The 26,902-nt window shown below is 67.5% G+C and carries 27 protein-coding genes and 1 riboswitch; of the genes, 16 read left to right on the top strand and 11 right to left on the bottom strand.

What is annotated here, in order from left to right:
- Window positions 1–289: 289 nt before the first annotated feature.
- A complete protein-coding gene (gene manD, locus ABLE38_RS20225; RefSeq protein WP_348976058.1) occupies window positions 290–1,501 on the bottom strand; it encodes a D-mannonate dehydratase ManD in 1,212 nt (403 codons plus the stop codon).
- An 88-nt stretch (window positions 1,502–1,589) separates the two neighbouring features.
- Between manD and ABLE38_RS20220 the strand changes: the two genes are divergently transcribed.
- The 4 genes from ABLE38_RS20220 to ABLE38_RS20205 all read left to right on the top strand — a co-directional run bounded on the left by ABLE38_RS20220 (window position 1,590) and on the right by ABLE38_RS20205 (window position 8,664).
- A complete protein-coding gene (locus tag ABLE38_RS20220) occupies window positions 1,590–2,360 on the top strand; it encodes a FadR/GntR family transcriptional regulator (protein WP_348976057.1) in 771 nt (256 codons plus the stop codon).
- Between the two features lie 70 nt (window positions 2,361–2,430).
- Window positions 2,431–4,314, top strand: coding sequence for a hypothetical protein (locus tag ABLE38_RS20215; RefSeq protein ID WP_348976056.1), 1,884 nt, complete (start codon window positions 2,431–2,433; stop codon window positions 4,312–4,314).
- 156 nt (window positions 4,315–4,470) lie between these two features.
- Entirely contained in the window at window positions 4,471–7,365 is a 2,895-nt protein-coding gene (locus ABLE38_RS20210; RefSeq protein WP_348976055.1) for a TonB-dependent receptor, read from the top strand.
- A 201-nt stretch (window positions 7,366–7,566) separates the two neighbouring features.
- Complete coding sequence (locus ABLE38_RS20205; RefSeq protein WP_348976054.1) at window positions 7,567–8,664, top strand: alginate lyase family protein; 1,098 nt, start codon at window positions 7,567–7,569, stop codon at window positions 8,662–8,664.
- A 57-nt stretch (window positions 8,665–8,721) separates the two neighbouring features.
- On the opposite strand, the gene ABLE38_RS20200 is transcribed toward ABLE38_RS20205, so the two are convergent.
- From ABLE38_RS20200 to ABLE38_RS20190, 3 genes are all read right to left on the bottom strand, one after another.
- Window positions 8,722–9,219, bottom strand: a complete 498-nt coding sequence (locus ABLE38_RS20200; RefSeq protein ID WP_348976053.1) for a hypothetical protein — start codon at window positions 9,217–9,219, stop codon at window positions 8,722–8,724.
- 277 nt (window positions 9,220–9,496) lie between these two features.
- A complete protein-coding gene (locus ABLE38_RS20195) occupies window positions 9,497–10,438 on the bottom strand; it encodes a DUF4861 family protein (protein WP_348976052.1) in 942 nt (313 codons plus the stop codon).
- Between the two features lie 8 nt (window positions 10,439–10,446).
- A complete protein-coding gene (locus ABLE38_RS20190) occupies window positions 10,447–11,616 on the bottom strand; it encodes a glycoside hydrolase family 88 protein (protein ID WP_348976051.1) in 1,170 nt (389 codons plus the stop codon).
- A gap of 206 nt (window positions 11,617–11,822) precedes the next feature.
- Here ABLE38_RS20190 and ABLE38_RS20185 point away from each other — a divergent pair, with 206 nt between their 5' ends.
- Complete coding sequence (locus ABLE38_RS20185; protein ID WP_348976050.1) at window positions 11,823–12,233, top strand: thioesterase family protein; 411 nt, start codon at window positions 11,823–11,825, stop codon at window positions 12,231–12,233.
- Window positions 12,234–12,273: 40 nt separating this feature from the next.
- The gene (locus ABLE38_RS20180) at window positions 12,274–12,660 is read left to right on the top strand and encodes an STAS/SEC14 domain-containing protein (RefSeq protein WP_348976049.1); all 387 of its coding nucleotides are present in this window, start codon (window positions 12,274–12,276) and stop codon (window positions 12,658–12,660) included.
- On the opposite strand, the gene ABLE38_RS20175 is transcribed toward ABLE38_RS20180, so the two are convergent.
- The 4 genes from ABLE38_RS20175 to ispH all read right to left on the bottom strand — a co-directional run bounded on the left by ABLE38_RS20175 (window position 12,657) and on the right by ispH (window position 16,515).
- Window positions 12,657–14,015 (bottom strand): 50S ribosomal protein L11 methyltransferase, encoded by a 1,359-nt coding sequence (locus ABLE38_RS20175; RefSeq protein ID WP_348976048.1) that lies wholly within the window; start codon window positions 14,013–14,015, stop codon window positions 12,657–12,659. The genes ABLE38_RS20180 and ABLE38_RS20175 overlap by 4 nt on opposite strands.
- Before the next feature lie 65 nt (window positions 14,016–14,080).
- Window positions 14,081–14,521 carry a ribonuclease HI gene (gene rnhA, locus ABLE38_RS20170; RefSeq protein ID WP_348976047.1) on the bottom strand — a complete coding sequence of 147 codons (441 nt, stop codon included), beginning with the start codon at window positions 14,519–14,521 and terminating at the stop codon, window positions 14,081–14,083.
- The gene (gene thrB / locus ABLE38_RS20165) at window positions 14,518–15,474 is read right to left on the bottom strand and encodes a homoserine kinase (protein WP_348976046.1); all 957 of its coding nucleotides are present in this window, start codon (window positions 15,472–15,474) and stop codon (window positions 14,518–14,520) included. The genes rnhA and thrB overlap by 4 nt, the downstream gene beginning before the upstream one ends.
- 99 nt (window positions 15,475–15,573) lie before the next feature.
- Window positions 15,574–16,515, bottom strand: coding sequence for a 4-hydroxy-3-methylbut-2-enyl diphosphate reductase (gene ispH / locus ABLE38_RS20160; RefSeq protein ID WP_348976045.1), 942 nt, complete (start codon window positions 16,513–16,515; stop codon window positions 15,574–15,576).
- A 118-nt stretch (window positions 16,516–16,633) separates the two neighbouring features.
- Here ispH and ABLE38_RS20155 point away from each other — a divergent pair, with 118 nt between their 5' ends.
- The 7 genes from ABLE38_RS20155 to gcvPB all read left to right on the top strand — a co-directional run bounded on the left by ABLE38_RS20155 (window position 16,634) and on the right by gcvPB (window position 22,789).
- A complete protein-coding gene (locus tag ABLE38_RS20155) occupies window positions 16,634–17,281 on the top strand; it encodes a hypothetical protein (RefSeq protein WP_348976044.1) in 648 nt (215 codons plus the stop codon).
- Window positions 17,278–17,610 (top strand): DHCW motif cupin fold protein, encoded by a 333-nt coding sequence (locus ABLE38_RS20150; RefSeq protein ID WP_348976043.1) that lies wholly within the window; start codon window positions 17,278–17,280, stop codon window positions 17,608–17,610. Before ABLE38_RS20155 ends, ABLE38_RS20150 begins: the two co-directional genes overlap by 4 nt.
- Before the next feature lie 37 nt (window positions 17,611–17,647).
- Window positions 17,648–17,736, top strand: a riboswitch (glycine riboswitch).
- 159 nt (window positions 17,737–17,895) lie between these two features.
- On the top strand, window positions 17,896–19,056 hold the full coding sequence (gene gcvT, locus ABLE38_RS20145; RefSeq protein WP_348976042.1) for a glycine cleavage system aminomethyltransferase GcvT: 1,161 nt from the start codon (window positions 17,896–17,898) through the stop codon (window positions 19,054–19,056).
- Window positions 19,056–19,427, top strand: a complete 372-nt coding sequence (gene gcvH / locus ABLE38_RS20140) for a glycine cleavage system protein GcvH (RefSeq protein ID WP_348976041.1) — start codon at window positions 19,056–19,058, stop codon at window positions 19,425–19,427. Before gcvT ends, gcvH begins: the two co-directional genes overlap by 1 nt.
- Before the next feature lie 62 nt (window positions 19,428–19,489).
- Entirely contained in the window at window positions 19,490–19,849 is a 360-nt protein-coding gene (locus ABLE38_RS20135) for a hypothetical protein (RefSeq protein ID WP_348976040.1), read from the top strand.
- Window positions 19,850–19,859: 10 nt separating this feature from the next.
- Window positions 19,860–21,218 carry an aminomethyl-transferring glycine dehydrogenase subunit GcvPA gene (gene gcvPA / locus ABLE38_RS20130; RefSeq protein WP_348976039.1) on the top strand — a complete coding sequence of 453 codons (1,359 nt, stop codon included), beginning with the start codon at window positions 19,860–19,862 and terminating at the stop codon, window positions 21,216–21,218.
- Entirely contained in the window at window positions 21,215–22,789 is a 1,575-nt protein-coding gene (gene gcvPB / locus ABLE38_RS20125; protein ID WP_348976038.1) for an aminomethyl-transferring glycine dehydrogenase subunit GcvPB, read from the top strand. Before gcvPA ends, gcvPB begins: the two co-directional genes overlap by 4 nt.
- Window positions 22,790–22,954: 165 nt before the next feature.
- Here gcvPB and ABLE38_RS20120 read toward each other — a convergent pair whose 3' ends face one another.
- On the bottom strand, window positions 22,955–23,869 hold the full coding sequence (locus ABLE38_RS20120) for an oxygenase MpaB family protein (protein WP_348976037.1): 915 nt from the start codon (window positions 23,867–23,869) through the stop codon (window positions 22,955–22,957).
- A gap of 129 nt (window positions 23,870–23,998) precedes the next feature.
- Between ABLE38_RS20120 and ABLE38_RS20115 the strand changes: the two genes are divergently transcribed.
- Window positions 23,999–24,313 (top strand): tail fiber protein, encoded by a 315-nt coding sequence (locus tag ABLE38_RS20115; RefSeq protein ID WP_348976036.1) that lies wholly within the window; start codon window positions 23,999–24,001, stop codon window positions 24,311–24,313.
- On the opposite strand, the gene ABLE38_RS20110 is transcribed toward ABLE38_RS20115, so the two are convergent.
- Complete coding sequence (locus ABLE38_RS20110; RefSeq protein ID WP_348976035.1) at window positions 24,310–24,783, bottom strand: isoprenylcysteine carboxylmethyltransferase family protein; 474 nt, start codon at window positions 24,781–24,783, stop codon at window positions 24,310–24,312. The genes ABLE38_RS20115 and ABLE38_RS20110 overlap by 4 nt on opposite strands.
- A gap of 109 nt (window positions 24,784–24,892) precedes the next feature.
- On the opposite strand from ABLE38_RS20110, the gene ABLE38_RS20105 reads away from it, so the two are divergent.
- Entirely contained in the window at window positions 24,893–25,402 is a 510-nt protein-coding gene (locus tag ABLE38_RS20105) for a DUF1453 domain-containing protein (RefSeq protein WP_348976034.1), read from the top strand.
- A complete protein-coding gene (locus ABLE38_RS20100; protein ID WP_348976033.1) occupies window positions 25,399–25,980 on the top strand; it encodes a DUF938 domain-containing protein in 582 nt (193 codons plus the stop codon). Before ABLE38_RS20105 ends, ABLE38_RS20100 begins: the two co-directional genes overlap by 4 nt.
- Here ABLE38_RS20100 and ABLE38_RS20095 read toward each other — a convergent pair.
- Window positions 25,977–26,867: a DMT family transporter gene (locus ABLE38_RS20095; protein ID WP_348976032.1), complete on the bottom strand. Its 891-nt coding sequence runs from the start codon at window positions 26,865–26,867 to the stop codon at window positions 25,977–25,979. The genes ABLE38_RS20100 and ABLE38_RS20095 overlap by 4 nt on opposite strands.
- Between the last annotated feature and the right edge of the window lie 35 nt (window positions 26,868–26,902).

Genomic DNA, 26,902 nt, shown 5'->3' with positions numbered 1-26,902 from the left:
CGGGACCCCGGGTCAAGCCCGGGGTGACGGGAGAGGGGACAATCTCCCTGCGGCCCACCCTGCTGACGCTTGCAATGTAGGATTTCGTCTGTTTGGCTTCCCCGGTCGGGTCTGATGCCCGGCCGCTCTTTGAATCCGTTGGAAAAATAGGATCACGCGCGCGCAAGGATATTGCGAGATGCGGTGCGCTTCCCCGAACAGAGTCAATTTAAGCCCGCGCGAAACGCGCCCTTGGCGCGCTTCCGCCCGCCCGCCCGAGTCGCCCTGTTGGAAACCCGGGCAGCGCAGCTCACCAGTTGAACATCGTCCCGTCCTCGAGCCGGTTCACCGGCAGATAGGCGCGCTTATATTCATATTTCGCCGCCAGGACCTCGTCGATGTCGACGCCCAGGCCCGGCTTGTCGCCTGGGTGCATCAGCCCGTCCTTGAGGCTGTAGGCGTGCGGGAACACCGCGTCGGTCTCCTCGGAGTGGCGCATATATTCCTGGATGCCGAAATTGGGGATCGACAGGCCGAAGTTGAGCGCCGCCGCCATCGATACCGGCGACAGGTCGGTCGCGCCGTGGCAGCCGGTGCGCACCTGGTAGAGGTCGGCGAGTGCCGCGATCCGGCGCAGATGGGTGATGCCGCCGGCATGCACCACGGTCGCGCGGATATAGTCGATCAGCTGCTCCTCGATCAGCTGCTTGGCGTCCCAGATCGAGTTGAAGATCTCGCCCACCGCCAGCGGGGTGGTGGTGTGCTGGCGGATCAGCCGGAACGCGGCCTGGTTCTCCGCCGGCGTGGCGTCCTCGAGCCAGAACAGGCGGTACGGCTCCAGGTCCTTGCCCAGCCGCCCTGCCTCGATCGGGGTGAGGCGGTGGTGGACGTCGTGGAGCAGGTGGATGTCCCAGCCGAGCGCATTGCGTGCCTTGTCGAACAGCTCGGGCACGAAGCGCATGTACTTCGCCGTGCTCCACTGCGATTCCTCGGGCAGCGAGCCCTTGGCCGGCTCGTAGTAGAAGCGCTCACCCGACACGCCATAGGTCGTCGCCATGCCCGGCACGCCCGATTGCAGGCGCACCGCCTTGTAGCCTTGCTCGAGATATTCCTGGGCGCGCTCGATCGTCTCGGCGATGTCGCTGCCATTGGCGTGGCCATAGACCATGCAGCCCTCGCGCGCTGCGCCGCCGAGCAGCTGGTAGACCGGCATGTTCGCCAGCTTGCCCTTGATGTCCCACAGCGCCATGTCGACCGCGGCGATCGCGCTCATCGTCACCGGGCCGCGGCGCCAATAGGCGCCCTTGTAGAGATATTGCCAGATATCCTCGATGCTGTGCGCGTCGCGGCCGATCAGGCAGGGGATGACATGGTCGGTCAGATAGCTTGCCACCGCCAGCTCGCGCCCGTTCAGCGTCGCGTCGCCAAGGCCGTAGACGCCCTCGTCGGTCTCGATCTTCAGTGTTACGAAGTTGCGGCCGGGGCGCGTCACGATGACGCGGGCGGACGTGATACGTGGCAAAACAGGATCCCCTGGAAGTGGTCAGGCCAATATCCACTTGTATGACCTATCGTGTCAACCTACGAGGTGGTGTATCGATGAGGACGCAATGAAGATTACAGGCAACAAGCTCTATCAGCGCGTCGCGGCCTCGATCACCGAGGCGATCGAAGGGGGGCGTTGGTCGCCCGGCTCCCGGCTTCCCGGCGAGCGCGACCTGGCCGAGGAATACAAGGTCAGCCGGCCGACCATCCGCGAGGCGATGATCGCGCTCGAGATGAAGGGCTGGATCGAGGCGCGGCACGGCTCGGGCCTCTATGTCACCAAGCGCGATCATGGCAGCGGCGAGCGTGCGGATTCGCTCAATTTCGATGTCGGCGCCTTCGACCTGACCGAGGCTCGCATCCTGTTCGAGGGCGAGGCGGTGGCCCTGGCTGCGGTCTCGATCACCGAGGAGCAGATTGCCGAGCTCGAGGAGTTGCTGGCCGAAATGGCCGCCGACGACTCGAACGAGCCGTCGGTGATGGACGCGGACCACCGCTTCCACCTCGCCATCGCCAATGCCACCGGCAATGCCGCGATCCGCAGCGTCGTCGACTATCTCTGGGACCTGCGCGTCAATTCGCCGCTCGCCGCCAACATGTTCGCCCGCGCCAAGCGCGGCGGCATCACCCCGCGGGTCGAGGAGCATCGCCCGATTCTCGATGCGCTCAAGGCGCATGACCCGCACGGTGCGCGCAACGCGATGCGGCGCCATCTGCGCGGTGTGGTCGACGACCTGCTCGAAGCCACCGAATTGGAGGCAATGGAGCGCGCGCGCAACGAGATCGAGACGCGGCGCGACAGCGTGGCGCGGCGGCTGAAGATCGGTTCGGCCTGACCGGTTCGCCGAGTGGCTTGACACCGATTACCTAAACGCAGAGATTGGCCTGACCAAAAGGAGAGGCCGATTGCAAACCCGTCCGCGTGCGCGCCTGCTCGGCGCCGCCGCCTGTCTTACGCTGCCCGCAAGCCCCGCCGCGCTGGCCCAGCCCGCCGCCCCGGCGCCGCATGGCCCGGTCTATGAAGTCGCCCCGCCGATGGACGCGACGATCGAGCAGCGGCTGATGCCGCAGCTCGCCGCGCTGCTCCACCAGCTGCTGCGCGAGAAGCGCGACATGACGTTGGACGGCGTGCCGGTGTTCGACAGCGGCGACAAGTTCCTCCCCGGCAAGCTCGCCTCGGGCCTGCACTATCTGCTGCTCGATACGCCGCGCAGCGATCCCCGGCTCGTCACCTATCTCGCCGGCTACCGCGACATCGCCGACCTGACGATCGACGATCCCAACGACACTTGGGGGATCTATTACTATATCTCCGCGCTCCAAGCCCTGAAGCAGGCCGGGCTGCTCGAGCAGGCGGTGCGTCCCGAAACGCTGGTACGGCTCCGCCAGCGGCTCGACTGGCGCAACTTCGTCGACGCCAAGTCGCTCAAGCTGCTCCACAACCTGCCCAACAACTATTATGGCGTCGCCTTCAGCGTCGCTCGCCTGCGCTATCTGCTCGGTTGGGAGGACAAGCGCGCGTCCGAAGCGCTGCTCCAGCGGATGCTCGCCCATTATCGCAGCTATTCGGGCAAATACGGCTTTGCCGACGAGACGGAGGGGCATGGCCGGTTCGACCGCTATTCGGTGCTGCTGATCGGCGAGATCGCCCAGCGCTTCATCGAGACCGGCATGGCGCCGACGCCCGAAGTGAGGGCGTGGCTGCGCAAGTCGGCCGACCTCATGCTCGCGCGGGCCAGCCTGACCGGCGAAGGCTGGGAATATGGCCGCAGCATCGGCACCTATGGCGAGACCTGCTTCCTCGAAGTGCTCACCGCCGCAGCGAAGCTGGGCGTGCTCAGCAAGCGTGAGCAGGACATGGCCTATGCGCTCTCCAGCCGCATCGCTGCCCGCTATGCCGATTTCTGGCTGAACCCTGCCACCGGCTCGGTGAACCTGTGGGACGCGGGCCGCCGCACCGACGGCTATCGCGGCAAGCACCGGATCCTGGGCGAGAATCTCAGCCTCGCCCGCCAATATATCTACACCAACAAGCTGTGGAACGACCTGGGCTACCGGCGCGCCGCACCGTCGCCGGGCTATGCCGCCTGGCTGAAGACGCTGCCGGCCGCGACCTTCACCTGGTTCGCCCGCGGCCAATATGATCGGGCGTTGCTCACCTTGCGCGATGGCGCGCATGTCATCGGCCTGCCGATCATCAACGGCGCCGAAGACCAGCACATGCACAACCCCTATTTTCCGATCCCCTTCGCCGACGGCATGCTGCAGGGGGCCGCGGACGCCGAGTTTCCGCAACTCGTCCCCCGCTTTGCGCTGGCGGACGGCAGCGTGCTGATGCCGCTCGCCTGGTTCCGCGGAGTGACGTGGAAGCGTCTCGGCGACCGCACGATCGTCAGCTGGCGGCAGGATGCGATGGACCGGATGGGCAAGGACGCGCCGGTCCAGGACAAGCGCCTCACCGTCACCACGCGGTACGAATTCGCGCCTGGCCGCATCACGCGCACCGACAGCTATCGCGCGGCCGCACCGCTCGCGCTCGCGGAGGCGGTGATGGAATTCGCCAGCTTCTCGGGCGACGCACGCAGCGCCGGCCCGAGCGCGGTGGCGTTCGGGGCAGGGGAGGTCACCGGTTTCTCCGCTACCGGCTATGACGGCTGCACAGTCGGTCCTGCCAGCGGCAAGGATTATCGCGCGCCCACGGGCGCCTTTGCCTCGCTGGTCCGCTGCCGGATCGGCCCGACTCGCCTCGACGGCACGCGAGTCCTGCGCTGGACGATCACCTACAAGTGACCGCCGCAACCATCCGGCTCGATCGTTCGGGCCAATTGGGTTGACACCGGTGCCAAATTGGCCTTACCAAACAATCTGACCCGCAAAGCGGGCGTACAATACTGACGGGGAGAATACATGCCTGGGACCGCCTTTTCCGCTTTCGGACGCAATTCCGTGCGCCTTGCGCTGCTGGCCTCCGCCTGTGCGGTGATGCCTGCCTATGCGCAGACCGCGGAGACGGCGCCCGCGCCGGCCCCGGCGGAAAGCGTACCCCAGGAGGATGGCCAGGCGATCATCGTCACCGGTGCGCGCGCCGAACAGCGCAGCTCGATCGACGTCAAGCGCAACGCCACCGTGATCATGGACGGCATCGTCAATGACGAGATCGGCGCGCTGCCCGACAACAGCGTGGGCGACACGCTGGAGCGCATCACCGGCGTCTCGGCCGATCGTTTCAAGGGCAATGCCAACGAGCTGTCGGTGCGCGGTCTCGGCCCCACGCTGAGCTTCTCCGCGTTCAACGGCCGCGAAGTCTCCACCGCGGGCGCCGACCGCTCGGTCGCCTTCCAGCAATTCCCCTCGGAGCTGGTCAATGGCGTCATCGTCTACAAGTCGCAACAGGCCGACTTCCTCGAAGGTGGCATCGGTGGCGTGATCGAGCTCAGGTCGATGAAGCCGCTCGATTTCGGCAAGTCGCGCTTCCAGGCGGAGGTGCGCGGCACCTATCTGCCCAAGGACGACGCCATCATCGGCCGCGACGGCCTCGGCTACCGCGCCAATGCCAGCCTGGTGAAGCAGTTCCACACCGGGATCGGCGAGTTCGGCATCGCGATCGGCTATCAGCGCCAGGACGTCGCCGCGCCGGAAGACTATTACAACGGCAACTCTGCCTTCGTGCCGTGCAACACCGCGGCCAGCAACGGCACGCTGGCGACCGGCACCACCGCGGTGCTCAACGCCGCCGGCGCCAATTCGAACTGCACCGTCGGCACCGCACCGCGCACCGGCATCGGCGAGACGATCGGCAGCACCTACTACGCCACCCAGTCGCGTAACTTCCGCCAGCAGAACACCCGCGAGCTGCGCAACGCCGTGATCGGCGCGATCCAGTGGCGCCCGACCGACAATCTCGACATCGCGCTCGACGGCCAATGGTCGCGCCGCGAATCGACCGAGAACCGCAACATCCTGTCGATCGCGGAGGCGTTGCGCGGCATCAAGCCGATCCTGGTCGGCGACGGCACGAATGGCTTCAGCAAGGGCGCGCTGATCAAGTATGGCGGCAACTCGAACATCGAGGACCAGCTCGAGCTGCGCGAGCGCGACGAGACCTACAAGGGCGGCGGCGCCACCGTCACCTGGAAGCCGGGCAACTTCATCTTCACCGCCGATGGCAGCTTCTCGGACTCGCACCGCACCGAGACGCAGAAGGCGACGCGCATGCGCTCGACCACGCGCGTCGGCTATGAGCTCGACTATTCGGAGAGCCCGATCGTCCCGCGCGTCACCTTCCTCAATTTCGACGTCAACAACCCGGCCAATTTCGCGGCGAACACCGCCACCTCGGTCTATGCCCGCCAGCGCTTCGTCACCGATCGCAAGGATGATATCTGGGCCGGGCGACTCGACGGCGAGTATCGCTTCGCCGAAGATGGCTTCCTCAAGTCGATCAAGCTCGGCGGGCGCTATTCGGAACACCAGCGCACGCTCGACAACAACCGCAACAACGATCTCGCCACGCTGGTGCCCTATGGCGGGATGAGCGTCGCGCAGATCATCGCCAATGCGAACGCCAATTGCCGCAAGGCCTTCCCCACCAAGGACTATTTCCCGACGACGAACACCAACCTGACCAGCTGGGCGACGTTCGACAACCAGTGCCTGTTCAAGGCCTTCACCGGCCAGGATTCGCTGCCGCTCCCGGCCGAGAGCCGCGATCCGAGCGACATCGACGTGACCGAGAAGATCGCCGCCGCCTATGCGATGGCGAGCTTCGGCGGCGATCTGGGCAGCACGCCGTTCAGCGGCAATATCGGCCTGCGCTATGTGAAGACCAACATCGTCTCGCTCGGCTATCGCCTGCCCTACAAGGTGTCGATCGACAGCGCGTCGGACAATTATACCGTCGTCGCCGATCCCAGCGGCGCGATCCAGACGGATACGCTTAAGGGCGAATATCAATATTGGCTGCCCAGCCTGAACGTCGCCTTCAACCTGAGCGACAAGGTCAAGTTGCGCGCCGCGGGCTACCGTGCGCTGTCGCGCTCGCCGATCGAGAGCTTCGGCGCGGGTATCGCGCTCAATCCGCAGGCGAGCGGCACCGGCGGCGCCACCGGCGTGATCTTCAACCCGACCAGCGGCAATCCGGACCTGAAGCCGATGCGCGCCTGGAACGCGGATCTCAGCCTGGAATTCTACCCCAGCCGCGACTCGCTGTTCTCGATCGCGGGCTATTACAAGTGGCTGCGCGGCTCTGTGATCAGCCGCTCGGCGGGCATCCCGACGACGATCACCGTCACCACCGTGATCGACAACGGCGCGCCGAGCCAGGCGAGCTACAACGTCAACGTCATCGCGCCGGCCAACGATCCGGACATGCGCCACCTCTATGGCGTCGAGTTCACCGGCAGCCACAATTTCTCCTGGCTGCCCGGCATCCTGAGCGGGTTCGGCGTCAACGGCTCGTTCAACGTCGCCTGGGCGAACTTCCAGTATCCGGACACGTCGACGCTGGCCGCCTATCTCGATCCCGAGAACCTGATCGGCCTGTCGAAATATGTCGCCAACGGCACGGTCTATTGGGAGCGCAAGGGCTTTTCGCTGCGCGCGATGTATCGCTACCGCTCGCACTATTACAAGCCGAACGGCGGCACGAACCGCGGCGTGCAGGACGCGGGATACCTCAACCTGTCCGCGCAGTACGACGTGACCAAGAACCTCCAGCTCAAGCTCCAGGCGCTCAACGTCACCAACACCAAGGACGTGTTCTACAAGGGCGGCTATGACTCGATCGCCGAAGTGAGCGAGAGCGGGCCGCAATATTATTTCGGCTTCCGGCTCCGCTACTGATCGCCCGGGAGAGACATGATGCGCAAATCGAAACTCCTCCTAGTCCTGGCTGCGGTGCTTGCGCCGCAGGCTGCCTCCCATGCCGGGAACGCCTCCCCTGGCCTCAATACCCAGCAGCCGGTCTGCGACGGTGCGGAAGGATATTCCGCTTCGTTCGGTGGACGCAGGACCTTTTTCTTGGCGCCGGGCGCGATGATGCGGATGAAGGCCGCTATCCAGAGCGATCCGGCGGTGAAGGCAGCCTATGACGCGCTGATCGCGCGCGCCGAGAAGGCGATGGCGCGCTCGCTCTACACGGTGGTCGACAAGCGCGCGTCGCCGCCGTCGCGCGACCCGCACGACTATCTCAGCCTCGCGCCCTATTGGTGGCCCGATCCCAGCAAGCCGGGCGGCGTGCCGTATCTGCGCAAGGACGGCGAGATCAATCCGGACCGCAACACCGACAAGTACGACGTCACCGACCTGGAGGGCATGAGTTCGGACGTCGAGACGCTGAGCCTGGCCTATTATTTCTCCGACAACCCGCGCTATGCCGGCCGCGCCGCGAGCCTGGTGCGCACCTGGTTCCTCGCGCCCGCCACGCGGATGAACCCGAACATGAACTATGCCCAGGCCGTGCCCGGGCGCGAGGAGGGGCGGGCCGAGGGCGTGCTCGATACCTCGCGGCTCGAGCGGGTGGTCGAGGGGATCGGGCTGATCGGGCCGGCGGGGAAACTCACCGCCGAGGAGCAGAAGGGCCTGGAGAAGTGGTTCTCCGACTATCTCGACTGGATGCAGACGAGCCGGAACGGCAAGGCGGAGAACGCAGCGAAGAACAACCACGGCATGTGGTTCGACGCGCAGACCGCACAATTCGCGCTGTTCGCACGGCGCGCGGAGATGACGAAAGCCGTCGCGGAAGCGTTCGGCAGGAAGCGCATCTCGCCGCAGATCACGCCCGAGGGCAAGCTGCCGCTCGAGCTCGCGCGTACGCGCAGCCTCCATTACTCGATCTACGCGCTGTTCGCGGCCTATGACGTGGCGGACATGGCCAAGTGCGTCGGCGTGGACGTGTGGAACTATGCCGATGGCGGCAAGAGCCTGCGCGGGGCGACCGATTATCTGAAGCCCTATTACCGCAAGGTCGAGACCTGGCCGCTGCCCGAGCTGCGCCAGCAGCCAGACGAGCTGGACGAGCTGATGCGCCGCGCCCGGGGGGCCTGGGGAGACAGCTATCCGCTGGCGCCGGAGACGGAGATCAAGCGCTATTTCGGCACCGCTCCCGGCCCGAGCGAGCCGAACAAGGCGGCGGAGAAATAAGCGAGCAGTGCAAAAGCTGTTCCCCGGCTTTCGCCGGGGAACACAGCTACCGGCCCTTCAAAGCGGCTTCCCGTCCCTGCCCAGCATCTCCATCCGATAGGCGCAGCCATAGAAGGTCTTGCCTGGATGGCTGGCGACATTGGAGATGCTGCGCGCGACGGTCAGATGCGCGCCGAAGGCCTCATCGCCCTGTGGCCGCACGGTCTCGTCCTTCACGATGCGTTCGCCCAGGAACTTGCGGAACTTGATCTCCGCCTCGGCCCGCTTCGCATCGGCAGGCCCAAGGCTCTCGATCAGCGGCGTCGGGTCCATCGCATTGCGGATATTCTCGCCGCGCGCGATCGTCGCCGGATCCGCCACATCGAGCACCGCCAGGATCGAATCGGCCGTGAAGGCGATGCGCTGGGTGCGATAGGCGCCTGCAACAACGATCTCGGCCGGCAGCGTATATTCGCGCAGGAATGCGTTCGCCGACGCGACCTCCTTCCAGCCGCGGGCGCGGGCGATGCCGTCCCGCCCGTCCAGCGCCAGCGCGAACCCGATATATTCGGGCACGGAGAGGCGACAGCCGACGGCATCGGCTTCGCTGACCCGTGATGGATCAGCGTCCTGTCGCGAAGGCGCGATCAGGGCGAGGGAAAGCGCGAACAGGCCAAGCATCACCGGTGCATAAGCAGCGATCCTCTTGGAGGAAAGCTGTTCCCCGGCGAAGGCCGGGGCCCAGGGTTTCTCTGCCGTGTCGCTTGTGACCCTGGGCCCCGGCTCTCGCCGGGGAACGGCCCCGCTTTCGACGGCGCATAGAATCCTCCCGGCGGGAAGGGATTCTGGAGGATCACTTCGCCGGGCAGGTCTTCTGCGCCGAGCTCACCACGAACGGCTTGCTCGCCAGCTCCGCCGCGGTGTCGTCCAGCCACTTGCGGAACTCGCGCTCGGTCTTCGGCGCGCCGGGCTCCTGCACCCAGGCCGCGCCAAAGGCGTAGCGGATGTTCCGCGGATCGCAGAACTGCGCGTAGAGCGTCTTGCCGTCACTGCCCGTGCCCACGACCTCGTCGGCCGGATAGAACAGCGCGATGCCGAGGTCGTCGTGCGCCAGGCTCTGCGCGCCCCAGGTGGCGAAATAGCGCCACTTGCCGCGCTTCGGGCTTTCGATCCGAGTGACGCCGTCGTGCAGCACCAGCCCCGCGACCATCGCCGGCACATTGCCGCTCACCCGCGCCTCGACATTGGTCAGCCGCGAGCCGGCGAAGATCCGGTAGGTGGTCGAAAGGTCGGCCGGGCCGCCCTCGCCGGCGAAGCCGCTATTGGTCACCAGCACGGTCGCGGCGCGATCGGTGTTGAACACGCGCGCGCTAATCTTGGCCTTGCCGAGCTGGGTCGCCGCGCCGCCGCGCAGCACGCCGATCCCGCCCATGCCGAGCGACTGGTCGACCTGGAAGATGTCCTGCCCCCAGGGCGCCATCGAGTGATAGTCGTCCTTGCCCATGCCGATCGTCGGCAGCACGTTGCCGGGCAGCTTCTTGCCGTAGATGTCGGGCACGTTGCGCTCGTCGAGATACAGGCGATAGGCGACCTTGTCGCTCTCCCAGCCCGGGCCCTCCATCGCCACTTCGCCGTCATGGATCTTGTGGTCCGCGGGCACGTCGAACCGGTCGACCAGCTTGTAGCTGCCATCGGCCTGGCGGACGTTGAGCGTCGCCAGCGCCGCGGGCGGGGCGGTATCCTGCCCGGCCGCGATCAGCAGTGGGGCGGCGAGGAGCCAGAGGGCGTGCTTCATATGCTTCCTTACTTGCTCAGATCATATACCGCGGCGCCGGCGAGCAGATAGGCGCCAGTGCCGTAGAATTGCGCGTCCTGGGCCTTCACCACATCGGGCCGGTCGCTCACCTGCTGTACCCAGCCCAACATGCCATTTGGCTGAACGGCACGTTCCAGCGCGGCCCAACCCCTTGTAACTGCGGGAAGATAGGTCTTGCGATCGAGAAGACCAGCCTTGATCCCCCACGCCATGCCATGGACGTAGAAGCCGGTGCCGCTCGATTCATCGGTCGAGCGCTCGGGGTCGGCGAGCAAGGAGGGCGGCCAATAGCCATTGCCGCGCTGGAGCGTCACCAGCTTTGCAGCCATCTCCTTGAACAGGCGGACATAATAGGCGCGGCGCGGATCCTTGGCCGGGATCTCGGGGATCATCCGGGCCAGGCCGGAGAACACCCAGCCATTGCCGCGGCTCCAGAACAGCTTCTCGCCATGCTGCCCGCGCTGGTCGAAGAAGCGGCTGTCGCGGAAATAGAGGTGCTCGTTCCTGTCGAACAGATAGGCGGTGGTCGCGCGATATTCCCGGTCGGCGAAGCCGGCGTAGCGGCCATCCCTGGTGTCCCGGCTCAGCGCCCAGAGTGTCGGCGGCGCCATGAACAGCGCATCGCACCAGCACCAGCGGGTGGTGCAGGCGGGGTCGCCGCTCTCCGGCGCGATGAACTTCAGATCGTTCGTTTTCGGCGCGGCGAGGACCTGGTCGAAAGTCGCGCGCATCGGCGCCAGCGCGGCGGACCCGGCGCCGTGCCGCGCCGCCCAGATCCAGGCAGCGCCGATGACATGGTCGTCGGCATGATAGGGCCTGTCGCCCAGCCGCCAGCCTTCCTCGCGCCCCTTGGCGAGGATCGCGTCCTTGTAGCGCACGCTTTTCGAGCGATCGGCAAGGCTGGTCAGCGCCACCCAGAAGGTCGCCTGCTGCCAGTCGCGCGCGCTCTTCGTGCTCGGCCGCGCGGCGGGCATGTAGCTGAGGTCGTCGAGATGGGTCAGCTGCCAGTCGGCGACGCGCTCGAGCGATGCCATCACCTGCACCCGGGCCGGCAGCGCCGGAGCCGTCGCGGCAGCCGGAGCCACGGGGCGGGCGATGCCGCTCGGGCTGGCGGCCAGCGCGGCGCCTGCCAGGACGGCAGCGAGCTTGAGCTTCATCGGATCTCCCCATCGTTGCTACCGCTGTCATCGCGGGTCCGCCGAACGATGTTGGCCTGATGGGTTCAAGTCAAGTGGTAAGGCCAATTCACCCGCGGCGGGCGCAAATCTGGTTGACGCTACGGCAACCGCCATTCGTGCAGAACCAGCGGTTTTCCGGGGATTTTAGTCGCTTCGAAACCCGATTCGCCCTATGATGCTGGCATATGTCCGGCACCGCGCTTCCCTATGAGTTCCAGATCGACGTCGCCCAGTCCGACATCGACTTCATGGGGCACGTCAACAACGCTTCCTATCTGAAGTGGGTGCAGGAGGCGGTGATCGCCCATTGGCAGGCGCTGGCGCCGGTCGAGGCGGTGGCCGAGCACCTCTGGGTCGCGCTCAAGCACGAGATCACCTATCGCCGACCGGCGTTCCTTGAGGACGACGTGGTCGCCACGGTGCTGCTCGAGAAGGTCCAGGGCGCGCGCGCCTTCTACGAAACGGTGATCCGCCGCGGCGGCGAAGTGCTGGCCGAGGTCAAGTCGAGCTGGTGCTGCCTCGATGCCGAGACGCTGCGCCCGGCGCGGCTGGCACGCGACGTGATCGACAAGTTCTTCGTAAAGAGCGAAGACTGACGGCGAGAATCCGTTAACTTCTGCCTGCGAAATCGGCCCGATGTATCGCGTATCGTTCCGCAAAGAGCTGAATCTTCTCGATATCAAGTGGCTCGCCATGTTCGAGCCCGAGCGCGTCGGCGACTATGCCCGCCGCCTGCGCGACCAGTTCGATGCCGAGGGTTTCGCGCCCGGCTATCTGCTGCGGATGGACATGCGCAGCAGCGGCGTGCAGGCGCAGGAGGCGGTGTTCGCCTTTCGCCGCCACTTTGCCGGTTTCCCGGCGGCGCGCCGCATCGCGATCGTCACCGAAAGCGCGATCACCCGGATGCAGGTCCGCCGCGAGATGACCCAGCCCTATCTGCGCATCTTCGACCGCGCCGAGCCCGCGCTGAGCTGGCTGCTGCAGCCGGATTCGGAACAGGATCGCCGCGCGGAACCGGGCTAGGCGAGCGGCAGCAGGATCAGCGTGATCCGGTCATGGCCGACCGCAATGTCTAGCGTCTGCCCCGCCTCCACCTCGATCGGCTCGGGGAAGCTGTGCAGTATCTGGAGCCAGCCGCCGTCGGTGTAGCGATCGGGATGATTGTCGAACGACACGCCGTCCCACAGGTCGATGTGCATCCACTGGACGATGCCGATGGCACGCCCGCTCGCGGTGACCGGTATGTTCAGCCGGGCGAGCGTGGCGTCATGCTTCTTCTGGGTAAGGTCGAGGCGCACCAGCTCGAGGTCGTCCGACAGGCGCTCCCATCCGGTCATCGTGCCGTGGACCGGCAGGCGCTGCGGCGCGAAGGCCGTGAAGGGGGAGAGGTCGAACCCCGAAACCTCGCCGACAAAGCTGTAGTCGGCCAGGTTCTCGCTCGCCACCAGGCATCCCATCGCGCTCGCCGCGCGCGGGATCACGATAGCCTCGGGCGCAAGCAGCCGGCGATGGGCGTCCTCGAACGTGTCGAGCACCTTCTCGGTCAGCAGGTCGCTCGACAGAATTTCCGAGACCAGGATGTCTGCCGGCGCGTCGAGCTCCGCGCCCACGGCGAGCTCGGTCGAAGGCCTGGCGTGCACGGTGATGCGGTCCGCATAGCCGTTCAGCGCGACGATCTGCTGCGCCATCTCGGCGATCATCGGCTCCATCTCGCACGCCACCACGTTTCGCGCCCCGGCCCGGGCGGCCATCAGCGACAACAGGCCGCTGCCCGCGCCGATGTCGAGCACGCGCGCATCGGGGCCGGTCACGGCGATCGCGGCCTTGATCGCCGCTTCGAACGCATCGTTGCGCGGCGCGTCGTTCATCATCGGGATGTGCCAGAAGGGCACCGAGCTCGATCCGAGCCGGCGGACCTGATGGCGCAGGTGCAGATTGTCCGGCTGCAGCGCGAGCGCGCGGCGGAATTGCCGCAGCGCGTCCAGGTTGCGCCCGGCATCGGCCAGCACCACGGCCAGATTGCCGATCGCGGTCGCATTGTCGGGATCGACCGCGCAGGCGCGCTCGAGCGTGGCGATCGCCTCGGCGGTGCGGCCGAGCCAGTGCAGCGTCAGACCCTTCTCGTGCAGCGCCACGGCATGATCGGGCTCGATGCCTAGAAGCTGGTCCCAGGCGGCGAGGGCATCTTCGGGGCGGGTGAGGCGACCGAGCAGGCCGGCGAGCAGCGGCAGCACGTCGGTCGCGCGATAGCCCTGCGCCAGCACATGACGATAGCCTGCCTCGGCGCCTTCGAGGTCCCCCTGTTCGTGCAAAGCCATCGCTTCGGCGAGCGCCGCGCGTGCCGCGTTCAGATGGTCAGTGGAAGCCGGATCGGTCACGTCGTCTTTCCCAGAATATCAGTGTCGGGGCGCGGCCTGTTCGATAGGCCAATCGCCGCCGCCGGTCACATGCCGATCGCCGCATCGCTGGCCAGCTTGTCGGCGCGCTCGTTGTCGGGGTGGCCGGCATGGCCCTTCACCCACACCCATTCGATGCGGTGCGGCTTGGCGGCGGCGAGCAGTTCCTGCCAGAGGTCGGCATTCTTCACCGGCTTCCGGTCGGCAGTCTTCCAGCCGTTCTTCAGCCAGCCATGGATCCACTTGGTCAGCCCGTCGAGCACATAGCGGCTGTCGGTCGACAGCGTGACGCGGCAGGGGCGCTTCAGGGCCTTCAGCCCCTCGATCGCGGCCATCAGCTCCATGCGGTTGTTGGTGGTGTGCGCCTCGCCGCCCGAGAGTTCCTTCTCGACGCCGCCGGTACGCAGCACCACGCCCCAGCCGCCCTTGCCGGGATTGCCCTTGCACGCGCCGTCGGTGGCGATTTCGACATGTTGCAGTTCGCTCATGCGAAGAGCGCGTCGCCCTTCTCGGCATAGAAGTCCAGACGGCGCATATAGGCGAGCGGGTCTTTCCTGGTGACAAGCGCATCCGCCGGCGTGTTGAGCCAGTCCCAGGCGCGGGTGAGGAAGAAGCGCAGCGCCGCGCCCTCCGCCAGGATCGGCAGCGCGGCGCGCTCGGCGGCGCCCAGCCCGAAGCTGGCGTCATAGCCCTCGACCAGCGCGCGGCCGATCTCGGGCGCGTAGTTCTCGCCCTTGCCGTCAAATGCCCAGGCGCCGTGCATCACTGCGAGGTCATAGGCGCGGATATCGGTGCAGGCGAAATAGAAGTCGATCAGCCCGGTGATGCGGTTGCCGAGCATCAGCACATTGTCGGGAAACAGGTCGGCGTGGACCGCGCCGGTCGGCAGGTCGGTCGGCCAGGCGGCGAGGATCGTGTCGAGCGCCTTGCCGGCGCGGTCGTACAGGCCCGGCTGGATGCCATCGAGATCGCGCCCGCAGCGCTCGAACAGCGGCCGCCACTCGGCGACGCCCATCGAGTTGGGCCGGCTGAGCGGGAAATCCTCGGCGGCCTTGTGCATCTTGCCCATCGACTCTGCCGCGGCGCGCGCCTGGGCGGGGGTGGGGTGCGACACCGATACGCCCGAGAGGAACTGGATCAGGCAGGCCGGGCGCCCCTCCAGCTCGTGGATGAGCGTGCCGGCGCGATCGGGCACCGCCGGCGGCACGGGCAGGCCGCGATCCGCCAGATGATCGAGCAGCGCCATGAAATAGGGCAGGTCGCCGCTTGCCACGCGCTTCTCGTAGAGCGTCAGGATGAAGCGGCTCTTGCTGGTATCGACGAGATAGTTGGAGTTCTCCACGCCCTCGGCAATGCCCTTGGCCGAGACGAGCTCGCCGACATCGAACTTGTCGAGGAACGCGCTCAGCGCCTCTGCCGAAACCTGCGTGTAGACCGCCACAAATCCCCCTTCGTCATCCCCGCGAACGCGGGGACCCATCTCCCGCCAGCGCGGCCGGCACAACCGCAGTTGTGCTTGGGGCCGCCCAAGGCGGAAGGCTCAAGCCGCTTCCAGCCCGCGCGGCAGCTTGAAGACGACGTTCTCGGGCACGCTCTCGACTTCGCGCTCGGTCACCTCGAAGCGCTCGGCCAGCTTGTCGACCAGTTCGCGCACCAGCAGCTCGGGGGCGGACGCGCCCGCGCTGACGCCGACGGTGCCGACGCCGTCGAACCAGCTCCAGTCGATATCCTCGGCGCGCGGGATCAGATAGGCGGTGGTCCCCTGGCGCTCGGCGACCTCGACGAGGCGCAGCGAGTTGGACGAGTTCCGGCTGCCGATCACCAGCATCAGGTCGACCGAGGATGCGATCGCCTTCACCGCGCCCTGGCGGTTGGTGGTGGCGTAGCAGATGTCGTTGGGTCCCGGCGCCAGGATGGTCGGGAAGCGGCGCTTGAGCACTTCGAGCGTCGCCGCGGTATCGTCCACCGACAGCGTGGTCTGGGTGAGGAAGGCGAGGTTGGCCGGATCGGCGACCTGCACCGCTTCGGCGCAGGCGGGCGTCTCGACCAGCGTCATCGCACCCGCGGGCACCTGGCCGAAGGTGCCGATCACCTCGGGATGGCCGGCATGGCCGATGAACAGGATGTGGCGCCCGGCCGCGACCAGCCGCTCGGCCTGGCGGTGGACCTTGGAGACCAGCGGGCAGGTGGCGTCGAGATAGTCGAGCCCGCGCTCCTCGGCCTTGGCCGGCACTGCCTTGGGCACGCCGTGCGCGGAGAACACCACCGGCACGTCGTCGGGCACTTGGTCGAGCTCCTCGACGAAGATCGCGCCCTTCGCCTTCAGCGTGTCGACCACGAACTTGTTGTGGACGATCTCGTGGCGCACATAGACCGGCGCGCCATATTTCTCGATCGCCAGCTCGACGATGCGGATGGCGCGATCCACCCCGGCGCAAAAGCCACGGGGCGCTGCGATCAGCAGTTCGAGTACGGGTTTCATTGGGTCTGCCATAGTTCCGCCTCGCACCTACGCGATTGCTTGCGCGGGCTCAACGCGGTTCCTATGCTGCGCGCCGTTTTGGACCCCATTGGTCCCGTGTCGTTGAAAGGGTTTCCTCTTGGTCCGCAAGCTCGCCGTTTTCGCCCTGATCCCGCTCGCGCTCAGCGGCTGCAAACGCTCCGGCGAGATCGACGTCTCCGAAGGCGGCGCCGGCGTGACCGCGACGCGTTCGGCCTGCCCGCATGTCGGGATTCCTGCCGGCACCGGCGACATGACGATCTTCAATCCCGCGAGCAGCCGCGAGGCGACCGCGATTGACGTCAACGCCGTGATGACCAACGTCACCTCGACCTGCGACGATGCCGGTCCGCAGGTGGTGACCACGGTCAATTTCGACGTGCTGGCCCGCCGCCAGAGCGCGGACGGCGCGCGCGACGTGAGCTTCCCCTATTTCGTCACCGTGGTGCGCGGCGGCACCTCGGTGGTCGCCAAGCGGATCAACCGCGTCACCGTGCATTTCGAGCCCGGCCAGCTGCGCGCGCAGACCACCGGCACCGCGACCACCTATGTCGATCACGCCGCAGCGACGCTGCCCGATGACGTCCGCAAGCGCCTGACCGAGAAGCGCAAGGCCGGCGAGCAGTCGGCGGCGATGGACCCGCTGGCCGATCCCGCGGTGCGCGGCGCGGTGCTTTCGGCCACCTTCGAGGCGCTGGTCGGCTTCCAGCTGACCGAGGATCAGCTGAAGTACAACGTCACGCGGTGAAGCTGCCCGAACTGGCCTTTACCGCCACCGACTGGTCGCAGGTTCCGCGCACCGAGCATCCCGGCGAGACCGGGATGGCCTGGTGGCGAAGCTTCGCCGTCGGCGATCTGCGCGTGCGGATGGTCGAATATTCGCCCGGCTATCTCGCCGATCACTGGTGCGATCGCGGGCATGTGCTGCTGGTCCTCGAAGGCGAGATCGAGAGCGAGCTGCGCGACGGCCGGCGCACCCGGCTGACCGCGGGCATGTCCTATCAGGTGTCCGACTTCGGCGATGCGGCGCACCGCTCGTCCACAGCGACGGGCGCCAAGCTCTTCATCGTCGATTGACTCGAATCGAGGGCGCGGCCAAGGCTGCGTCCGTCGACAGGCACGCGCGGGAGAGTGCAGGGTAACCTGCCGCCGAAGGAGCAACCGCCCCGGAATCTCTCAGGCACCAGGGACCGCGCGTACACGACACTCTGGAAAGCGGACGCGGCGATGCCACGTCCCACCGAAGGGGTAAGCCAGCATGCTGGCGAAAGCTCTCAGGTTCCGTGACAGAGGGGGCGATGGGCCGGTGCGCGAGGATTCCGCGCCGCTTCGTCGTATCCTGCACGAATCCGGAGCATGCGCATGAGCGAGACAATCCAGGATCCCCATGGCCAGGATCCCGAAGCCGCAGAGGGCGAGGACGCCCTGCTTCAGCTGCCGCTCGATGCGTGGCACCGCGCCCGGGGCGGCCGCATGGTCCCCTTCGCGGGTTATGAAATGCCCGTCCAGTATGAGGGCATCATGGCCGAGCATCTCTGGGTGCGCGAGCATGCCGGGCTGTTCGACGTCAGCCATATGGGCCAGCTCAGCTTCTCGGGCGAAGGCGTGGAAGCCGCGCTCGAGGCGCTGATGCCGGCCGACATCCAGGCCGCCAGGCCGAGCCACCCAGTCTATTCGCTGCTGATGGCCGAGAATGGCGGCATCCTCGATGACCTGATGCTCACCCGCCGCGACGACGGCAGCGTCTACATGGTCGTCAACGGCGCCTGCAAATGGGACGACATCGCCCATTTCCGCGAGTTCCTGCCCGACGAGATCGGCATGAACCACATGGAGGATCACGCCCTGCTCGCCCTTCAGGGGCCGGAGGCGGCGACCGCGCTCGAGCGGGTGATCCCCGGCGTCTCGGCGCTGGTCTTCATGCAGGGCGCCGCGTTCGGCTGGCAGGGCCATGAGCTGTGGATCAGCCGCTCGGGCTATACCGGCGAGGACGGGTTCGAGATCTCGGTACCTGCCGAAGCGGCCGCAGCACTCGCCGACGCGCTCACCGCGCAGCCCGAGGTCAAGCCGATCGGCCTGGGCGCCCGCGATTCGCTGCGGCTCGAGGCGGACCTGCCGCTCTACGGCCATGACCTCGATACCGAGACCACCCCGGTTTCCGCCCAGCTCGGCTTCGCGCTCAAGAAGCGCCGGCGCGAGGAAGGCGGCTTCCCCGGCCATGCCCGCATCATGCTCGAGCGCGAGCAGGGCCCGATCCTCAAGCGCGTCGGCCTGGTCGTCGAGGGGCGCCAGCCGGTCCGCGAGGGCGGCCTGGTCCTCGACGCCGAGGGCAACGAGGTCGGCAAGGTCACCTCGGGCGGCTTCGCGCCGACGCTGCAGCAGCCGATCGCGATGGCCTATGTGCCCGCCGCTTCGGCCGAGCCCGGCACCAAGATCACCCTTGCCCAGCGCGGCAAGATCCATTCGGCGGAGGTCGTGAAGATGCCCTTCGTCGCCCACAAATACGTCAGAAAGGGAGCCTGATGAGCCGCTATTTCACCGAAGATCATGAGTGGATCGACGTCGACGGCGACACCGCGACGGTCGGCATCACCGACTATGCCCAGAGCCAGCTCGGCGACATCGTGTTCGTCGAGACCCCGGACGAGGGCAAGGAAGTGAGCAAGGGCGACGACGCCGCCGTCGTGGAGTCGGTCAAGGCCGCGTCCGACGTCTACGCGCCGGTCTCGGGCACCGTCATCGAGGGCAACGAGGCGCTCGCCGACAATCCCGCGCTGGTCAACGAGGACCCCGAGGGCGAAGGCTGGTTCTTCAAGCTCACCCTCAGCGATCCGAGCGAGCTGGAAAGCCTGATGAACGACAGCGCCTACCAGGACTACGTCTCGAAGCTGTGATTCGGCCGCTTGCCCTTGGCGCCCTCGCGGCCCTGCTCGCCGGTTGCGGTGGGCAGAAGGCGTTGACGGTAGAAAGCTATCTCGCCCGGTGCGAGGCGCTCAAGGGCAAGCCGGTCCAGCTCGCCGGCTATCTCGGCGAATGCGCGGGTTATGACTGCCACCTCTACGCGGAAAAGGCGCGCTACGATGCGGCGTTCGCCGCCGGCGCGAAGGATCGCGGCAAGCTGGCCGAACCAGATGCGAGCATCGGTATCGGCGGCGAAGAGGCTTTCGACCGCAAGGCCGCGCCGCTTCAACATAGTTATGTCGTGATCACCGGCACCGTCGCCAAGGATACCTGCACCGGCGCAGGCGGCACCGATCGCTCCGCCGGCATCGAGCCCACCGACATCCAGCCCTGGTCGCCCACCAAAACCAAATGAGAAGGCCCTGATGCGCTACCTTCCCCTTACCCAGCCCGACCGCGAGGCGATGCTCGGCGTCATCGGCGCCAAGTCGATCGACGACCTGTTCGCCGACGTCCCCGCGAGCGCCGTGCTCGAAGGCCCGATCGCCGGCCTGCCGATGCACGCGAGCGAACTCGCGGTCGAACGCCACATGATCCGGCTGGCGGCGAAGAATCTCGCCGCGGGGGCCGCGCCCTTCTTCCTCGGCGCCGGCGCCTATCGCCACCACGTGCCGGCGAGCGTCGACCATCTCATCCAGCGCGGCGAGTTCCTCACCGCCTATACGCCCTACCAGCCCGAGATCGCGCAGGGCACGCTGCAGATGATGTTCGAGTTCCAGTCGCAGGTCGCGCGCCTGCTCGGCTGCGACGTCGCGAACGCCTCGATGTACGACGGCTCGACCGCGTGCTGGGAAGCCATCACCATGGCGCGGCGCGTCACCAAGCGCGGCAAGGCGATCCTCTCGGGCGGCCTGCACCCGCATTATGTCTCGGTCGCCGAGACGATGGCCAAGTTCACCGGTGACCAGCTCGTCACCGCGGTTCCGACGCTGTCGCCGACGTCCGACACCGACGACCTGATCGCCCAGATCGACGACGATACCAGCTGCGTCGTGGTCCAGTATCCCGACATTCTCGGCCGCATCGCCGATCTCTCCAAGCTCGCCGAAGCCGCGCATGCGAAGAAGGCGCTGCTCGTCGCCGTCGTCACCGAGCCGGTGGCGCTGGGCGCGATCCGCTCGCCCGGCGAGATGGGCGCGGACATCGTGGTGGGCGAGGGCCAGTCGCTCGGCGTCGGCCTGCAGTTTGGCGGGCCTTATGTGGGCCTGTTCGCCTGCTCGGAGAAGCTGGTCCGCCAGATGCCGGGCCGCCTGTGCGGCGAGACCCAGGATGCCGAGGGCAAGCGCGGCTATGTGCTGACGCTCTCCACCCGCGAGCAGCATATCCGCCGCGAGAAGGCGACCTCGAACATCTGCACCAGCTCGGTGCTGTGTGCGCTGGCCATGTCGGTGCACATGACGCTGCTCGGCGAGAAGGGCTTGCGCCAGCTCGCCGCGATCAACCATGCCGGCGCCTCGGCCGCCGCCGATCGCCTGGCCCAGGTGCCGGGGGTCGAGCTGGTCACCCCGACCTTCTTCAACGAGTTTACCCTTAAGTTGTCGAAGGAAGCGCGCCCGGTGGTTCGCACGCTGGCCGAGCAGGGCATCCTCGCAGGCGTCTCCCTCGGCCGACTGTATCCTTCGGCCGCGGATCTTGGCACCGGCCTGATCGTCGCGGTCACCGAAACCACTACTTCGGAGGACGTCGAGACGCTTGCCTCCGCGCTCCAGGAGGTGCTGGCATGAGCACGATCAACCAGTCCGGCTGGCGCCCGACCACCCCGCAGGCCGGCGAGGCCAGCGACCTCTCGACCTTCACCGGCAATCGCGCGCTGATGCTCGAGGAAGCGCTCATCTTCGAGATCGGTTCGTCCGAAACCACGGGCGTCGATTTCGGCGAGGTGCCGCAGGCCAAGTCGCGCCTCGGCGGCCTGACCCGTGATGCCGAGATCGGCCTGCCCGGCCTGTCCGAGCCCGAGACGGTGCGCCACTATACCCGCCTCAGCCGCCAGAACTACGCGATCGACCTGGGCCTGTTCCCGCTCGGCTCGTGCACGATGAAGCACAATCCGCGCCTCAACGAGCGCATGGCGCGCCTGCCGGGCTTCGCCGATATCCACCCGCTCGCTCCCGTCGACACGGTGCAGGGCGCGCTCGAGGTCATCGACCAGCTCGCCCACTGGCTGATCACGCTGACCGGCATGCAGGCGGTGGCGATGAGCCCCAAGGCCGGCGCGCATGGCGAGCTCTGCGGCATCCTGGCGATCCGCTCGGCGCTCGACGCGCAGGGCCAGCAGGACCGCAAGATCCTGCTCGTGCCGACCAGCGCGCACGGCACCAACCCGGCGACCGCCGCGTTCGCCGGCTTCTCGGTCGAGGACATCCCCGCCACCGAGGACGGCCGTGTCGACCTGGAGGCGCTCAAGGCGCGGCTGGGGCCGGACATCGCCGGCGTGATGATCACCAACCCCAATACCTGCGGCCTGTTCGAGCGCGAGATGAAGGCGATCTCGGACGCGGTCCACGCGGCGGGCGGCTATGTCTATTGCGACGGCGCCAATTTCAACGCGATCGTCGGCCGGGTCCGCCCGGGCGATCTCGGCGTCGATGCGATGCACATCAACCTGCACAAGACCTTCTCGACCCCGCATGGCGGCGGCGGCCCGGGCTCGGGCCCGGTCGTGCTGTCGGCGGCGCTGGCACCCTATGCGCCGCTGCCGTTTGTCGAGAAGCAGGGCGACAAGTTCCACCTCGTCGAGGAAGAGACTGCGGGCGAGCATCATGCCGGCACCTTCGGCCGCATGACCGCCTTTAACGGCCAGATGGGAATGTTCACGCGGGCGCTGACCTACATCCTCAGCCACGGCGCGGACGGTCTCCGTCAGGTCGCCGAGGATTCGGTGCTCAACGCCAACTATATCCTGCGCTCGATGGAAGACGTGCTCGAGGCTCCCTTCGCCAAATACGGACCGTGCATGCACGAGGCGATCTTCAGCGACCGCGGCCTGCCGGAAGGCATCTCGACGATCGACATCGCCAAGGGGCTGATCGACGAGGGCTATCACCCGATGACGGTGTACTTCCCGCTCGTCGTCCACGGCGCGATGCTGGTGGAGCCGACCGAGACCGAGTCGAAGGCGACGCTCGACCAGTTCATCGGCGCGTTCCGCAGCGTGGCAGCCCGCGCCAAGAACGGCGACCCGACGATCAAGACCGCCCCGCACTTCGCGCCGCGCCGCCGCCTCGACGAGACGCTCGCCGCGCGCAAGCCGGTGCTCGCGTGGAAGGCCCCGGCAAAGGCGGAAGCTGCGGAGTAAGCCACCTCAAAAGCCCTCTCCCTTTGGGAGAGGGTTGGGTGAGGGCGAGCGCTCCATGAGCGGCACGGCCTGAGGGGCGTTCACCCTCACCCTCCCACGCCTTGCGGGCGGCGGGCCCCTCCTTCTCCCAACGGGAGAAGGGGAGGAAGGAGAGGGGCTTAGTCGTCAGCGGTGCCGCTGCCACAGCCAGTCGGCCGGCAGCCCGACCCGTTCGCTCGCCTTGGCCGGCGGCGCCTCGAGCAGCGGCACCCGGTCGGCTAGCCTGGCGACCAGCCGCACGATGCGGCGCTCATGCTCGCGCAGCCGCCATTCCTCCAGGTCGAGCCGCGCGATCAGCGCGTCGGGCAGCAGCGAGACCGCGGCGCGCAGCAGCATCCGCTGGAACGGCCGCGCGACCCAGGGCAGCGCCGGCACCGTGCGCATGATCTCGAGGAACTCGGCGATGATCGGCGAGGGCACCAGCCGCGCGTCCATCCGGGCGAACATCGCCGCCATCTTCGCCTCGCTGGTCGGCGCGCCGGTCGCGCCATAGAGCCGCGCCACCACCGCGCCCTCGGCCAGCGCGCTGTCGCGCTCGCGATAGCTCAGCGTCTCGGCATAGGCGTGATAGGCGCGGATGAAGCCATAGGACGCGGTCGCCTGCACCCAGTCGAGCAGCACGGGATCGTTGGCGCGATAGGGCGTGCCTTCGCTGGTGGTGCCGGTGACGCGCTCGTGCGCGCGGACCACGCCCCGGATCATCGCCTCGGCGCGGCTCCTCGGGCCATAGACGCTCATCATCGCGGCAAGCCCGGTGCGGCGCAGCCGGGTGAGCGCATCGGTGCGGAAGTTCGAATGCTGCCACACGCCGTCGCGCACGCCGGGCTCCGCCAGCTCGAGCAGCACCGCGGCGACGCCGCCGATGAACAGGGTGACCGGGTTCTTGAACACCCGCCACGACACCGAGTCCGAGGGGAGCAGCGCGGCTTCGCCCGCCGGCGCGGCGAAATCGAAGTCCATGCCGGGCGCGGTGCCCATCATCTCGCCGGCGGCGGCGCCGATGCGGCGGAGCATGGGTTCGGGGAAGGAGATCGCGGCCATGCGCAGTCAACGTGCCGGGCGCGGCTTCGTTCATTGCCCGCCGGATGCACCGGAACCGACCAAATCGGGTTTGCGCGCCGGCCCAGCGCCGGGGCAGCCTGTCCGGCGCAGGATCAAGGGGAACTCGACATGAAACATGCGCTGCTCACGGCCGCCATCGTCACCGCCGCTGCTACCGTCTCCACGCCGGCGCTGGCGGGCCCGGACCCCTTTGTCGGCGAAGTGATGCTCTTCTCGGGGAGCTTCTGCCCCGAGCATTGGCTCGACGCCGACGGCCGGATCCTGCCGGTCCGCAATTATGAAGTGCTCTATTCGATCCTCGGCCCCACCTATGGCGGCGACGGCAGGACCAATTTCGCGATTCCCGACCTGCGCAAGGCGGCGCCAGGTCCGCACCTGCGCTATTGCATCGCGGTGCGCGGCGACTATCCGCGCCGGCCCTAGACCCAGCGGCGGACGGCGGACTTGTAGGCCAGGTAGCGCGCGCCGAACTTGCCGGCGAGATAGGCCTCCTCTCGCTCGATCACTTCCTTCTGGATCACGATCACCAGCGGGATAAGCAGCAGCAGCGAGACCAGGCTGTCCATCCAGACCGCGATGCCGGCATAGGCGAGCGCCATGCCGAAATACATCGGGTTGCGCGACCAGCGATAGACACCGTCGGTGACGAGCGCGGTCGAGCGCTTCCACGGCTGGGGATCGGTGCCCGCCGCGCGGAACAGCCCGATCGCCGAGAAGACGATGCCGACGCCCAGGATCACGGCCAGCCAGCCGATGCCGCGCTCGGTCGATTCATGCAGCGGCAGCCCGGGGCTGCCGACGACCTTGCCGAGCACCAGCCCCGCAACCAGCGCGCCGACAAAGGCCGCGGGCGGGGCGAACTTCACGCCGGCGCTATCCTGTTCGATCTGCATGCGCCCTCCCGGCCGGCTTGATGGACCGGTGCGCGTGCCCGTGCAAGCCGTCTGGCGCAAGTCACTGTGTTGTGGATATAAGCCGCCTCGAAACTCGGGGGAGTCGCAAATGCACGTTCAGCCTGGTCATCCCAATCCGTTCATCCAGTACGCAATCACCGGCGTGGTCATCGCGCTGGTGCTGTTCCTGCGCATGCGGCGCATGTCGCAGATGCGCCCGCTCAAGCTCGAGCAGCTGTGGATCGTCCCGGCGGTCTATGCGGTGCTCGTCGCCCTGCTGTTCACGCGCGGGCTGCCGAGTCCGCTGGGCTGGGCGGTGTGCGCCGTCGCGCTGGCGGTCGGCTGTGCGCTTGGCTGGCAGCGCGGCAGGCTGATGCATATCGCAGTCGATCCGGAAACGCACCGGCTCAACCAGAAGGCCTCGATGGCCGGGCTGCTCTTCATCGTCGTGCTGATCGCGCTCAAGATGGGCGCGCAGGTCGAGGGCTCGGCGTTGCACTTCGATCTCGCGCTGGTCACCCAGGCGTTCGGCATGCTCGCGCTCGGCACCTTCACGATGATGCGCGTCGAGATGTACCTGCGCGGCCGCCGTCTGCTCGAGGAAGCGCGCGCGGCATGAAGCGCCACGCCCCCGCGACGGAACGCAACCGCGATCCGATCGCGGCGGTGCTGGCCGAGATATTGCCACTCGCCGGCCTGGTGCTGGAGATCGCCAGCGGCACCGGCGAGCATGTCGCCGCCTTTGCCGCGCGCTTCCCGGCGCTGGATTGGCAGCCGAGCGATCCGGACGCGGAATCGCTCGCTTCGATCGCGGCGTGGAGCGACGGGATCGCCAATGTCCGTGCGCCGCTGGCGATCGACGCGGCGCGCGGCGACTTCCCCGTCGCCGACGCGGTCCTGTGCATCAACATGGTGCATATCAGCCCGTGGGAAGCGACGCTCGGCCTGCTCGCCGGGGCGGGGCGGGCGCTGTCCGCAGGCGGCCCGCTGATCCTTTACGGCCCCTATCGCCGCCACGGCGTCGAGACCGCGCCGTCGAACGAGCAGTTCGAGCTGTGGCTCAAGGACAAGGACGCGCGCTTCGGGCTGCGCTTCGTCGAGGAGGTGACCGATGCTGCGGCGCCGCACGGTCTGACGCTCGAGCGGCTGGTCGAAATGCCGGCGAACAACCTCGTGCTGGTGTATCGCCGGGGCTAGACCGGCTCCATCTCCGCCCCGGTCGCCGCCGGCTCGGGGATGCCGCGCATCCGCTCGCGCCACACGATGTAGAGCCCGCTGGCGATGATCACCGGCGCGCCCAGCCAGGTCCAGCCGCTCGGCCACATCCCGAAGATCGCCCAGCCATAGAGCGTGCCCCAGATCAGGCTCGAATAGTCCATCGGCACCACCGCGCTCACCGGCGCGTGCTTCACCGATCCGGTGAGCGCGAGCTGGCCGACGCCGCCGATCAGCCCGATCCCGACCAGCATCGCCCAGGTGAGCGGATCATGCGCCTTGAGCTGGAAGGCATAGGCGATACCCAGCACCGGCACCGAGAGCGCGGAGAAATAGAACACCGTCGTGCCCGTCGCCTCGGTCTTGCCGATCTGGCGCAGCAGGATCGCGACGATCGCGACGAACAGCGCCGCGAGCAGCCCGACCAGCGCGCCGAAGGGCGGGATATGCGCGCTCCACGGCTGGGTGACGATCAGCACGCCGACGAACCCGACCAGCACTGCGCCCCAGCGATGCCAGCCGGTCGGCTCGCGCAGCAGCACCGCGCCCAGGATCGTCGCGAAGATCGGCACGGTGAACTGGAAGGTCGTCGCCTCGGCGAGCGGCAGCAGCAGCACCGCGCCGAAGGTGAAGATCATCCCGGTCAGCCCCACCGCGGTGCGCGACAGGTGCGCGCCGAAGCGTTCGGTGCGGAGTGAGCCCAGCCCAGGCCCGGCCGCGACCCAGGCGGTGACCAGCGGCACCGCCCAGAGCTGGCGGTGGAACATCGTCTCGACCAGCCCGGCGCCGCGCGCCTCGGCGAGCTTGATCAGCGCAGACATGGTCGCGAGGCAGGCGACCGCGAACAGCCGCAGCAAGATGCCCTTCAATATCCGATCGCCCTGCACGCCTGCGGCTTTGCGGC

Source organism: Sphingomonas sp. KR3-1 (assembly GCF_040049295.1).
Classification (GTDB): domain Bacteria; phylum Pseudomonadota; class Alphaproteobacteria; order Sphingomonadales; family Sphingomonadaceae; genus Sphingomonas.
This window is presented reverse-complemented; position numbering and strand designations above follow the sequence as displayed.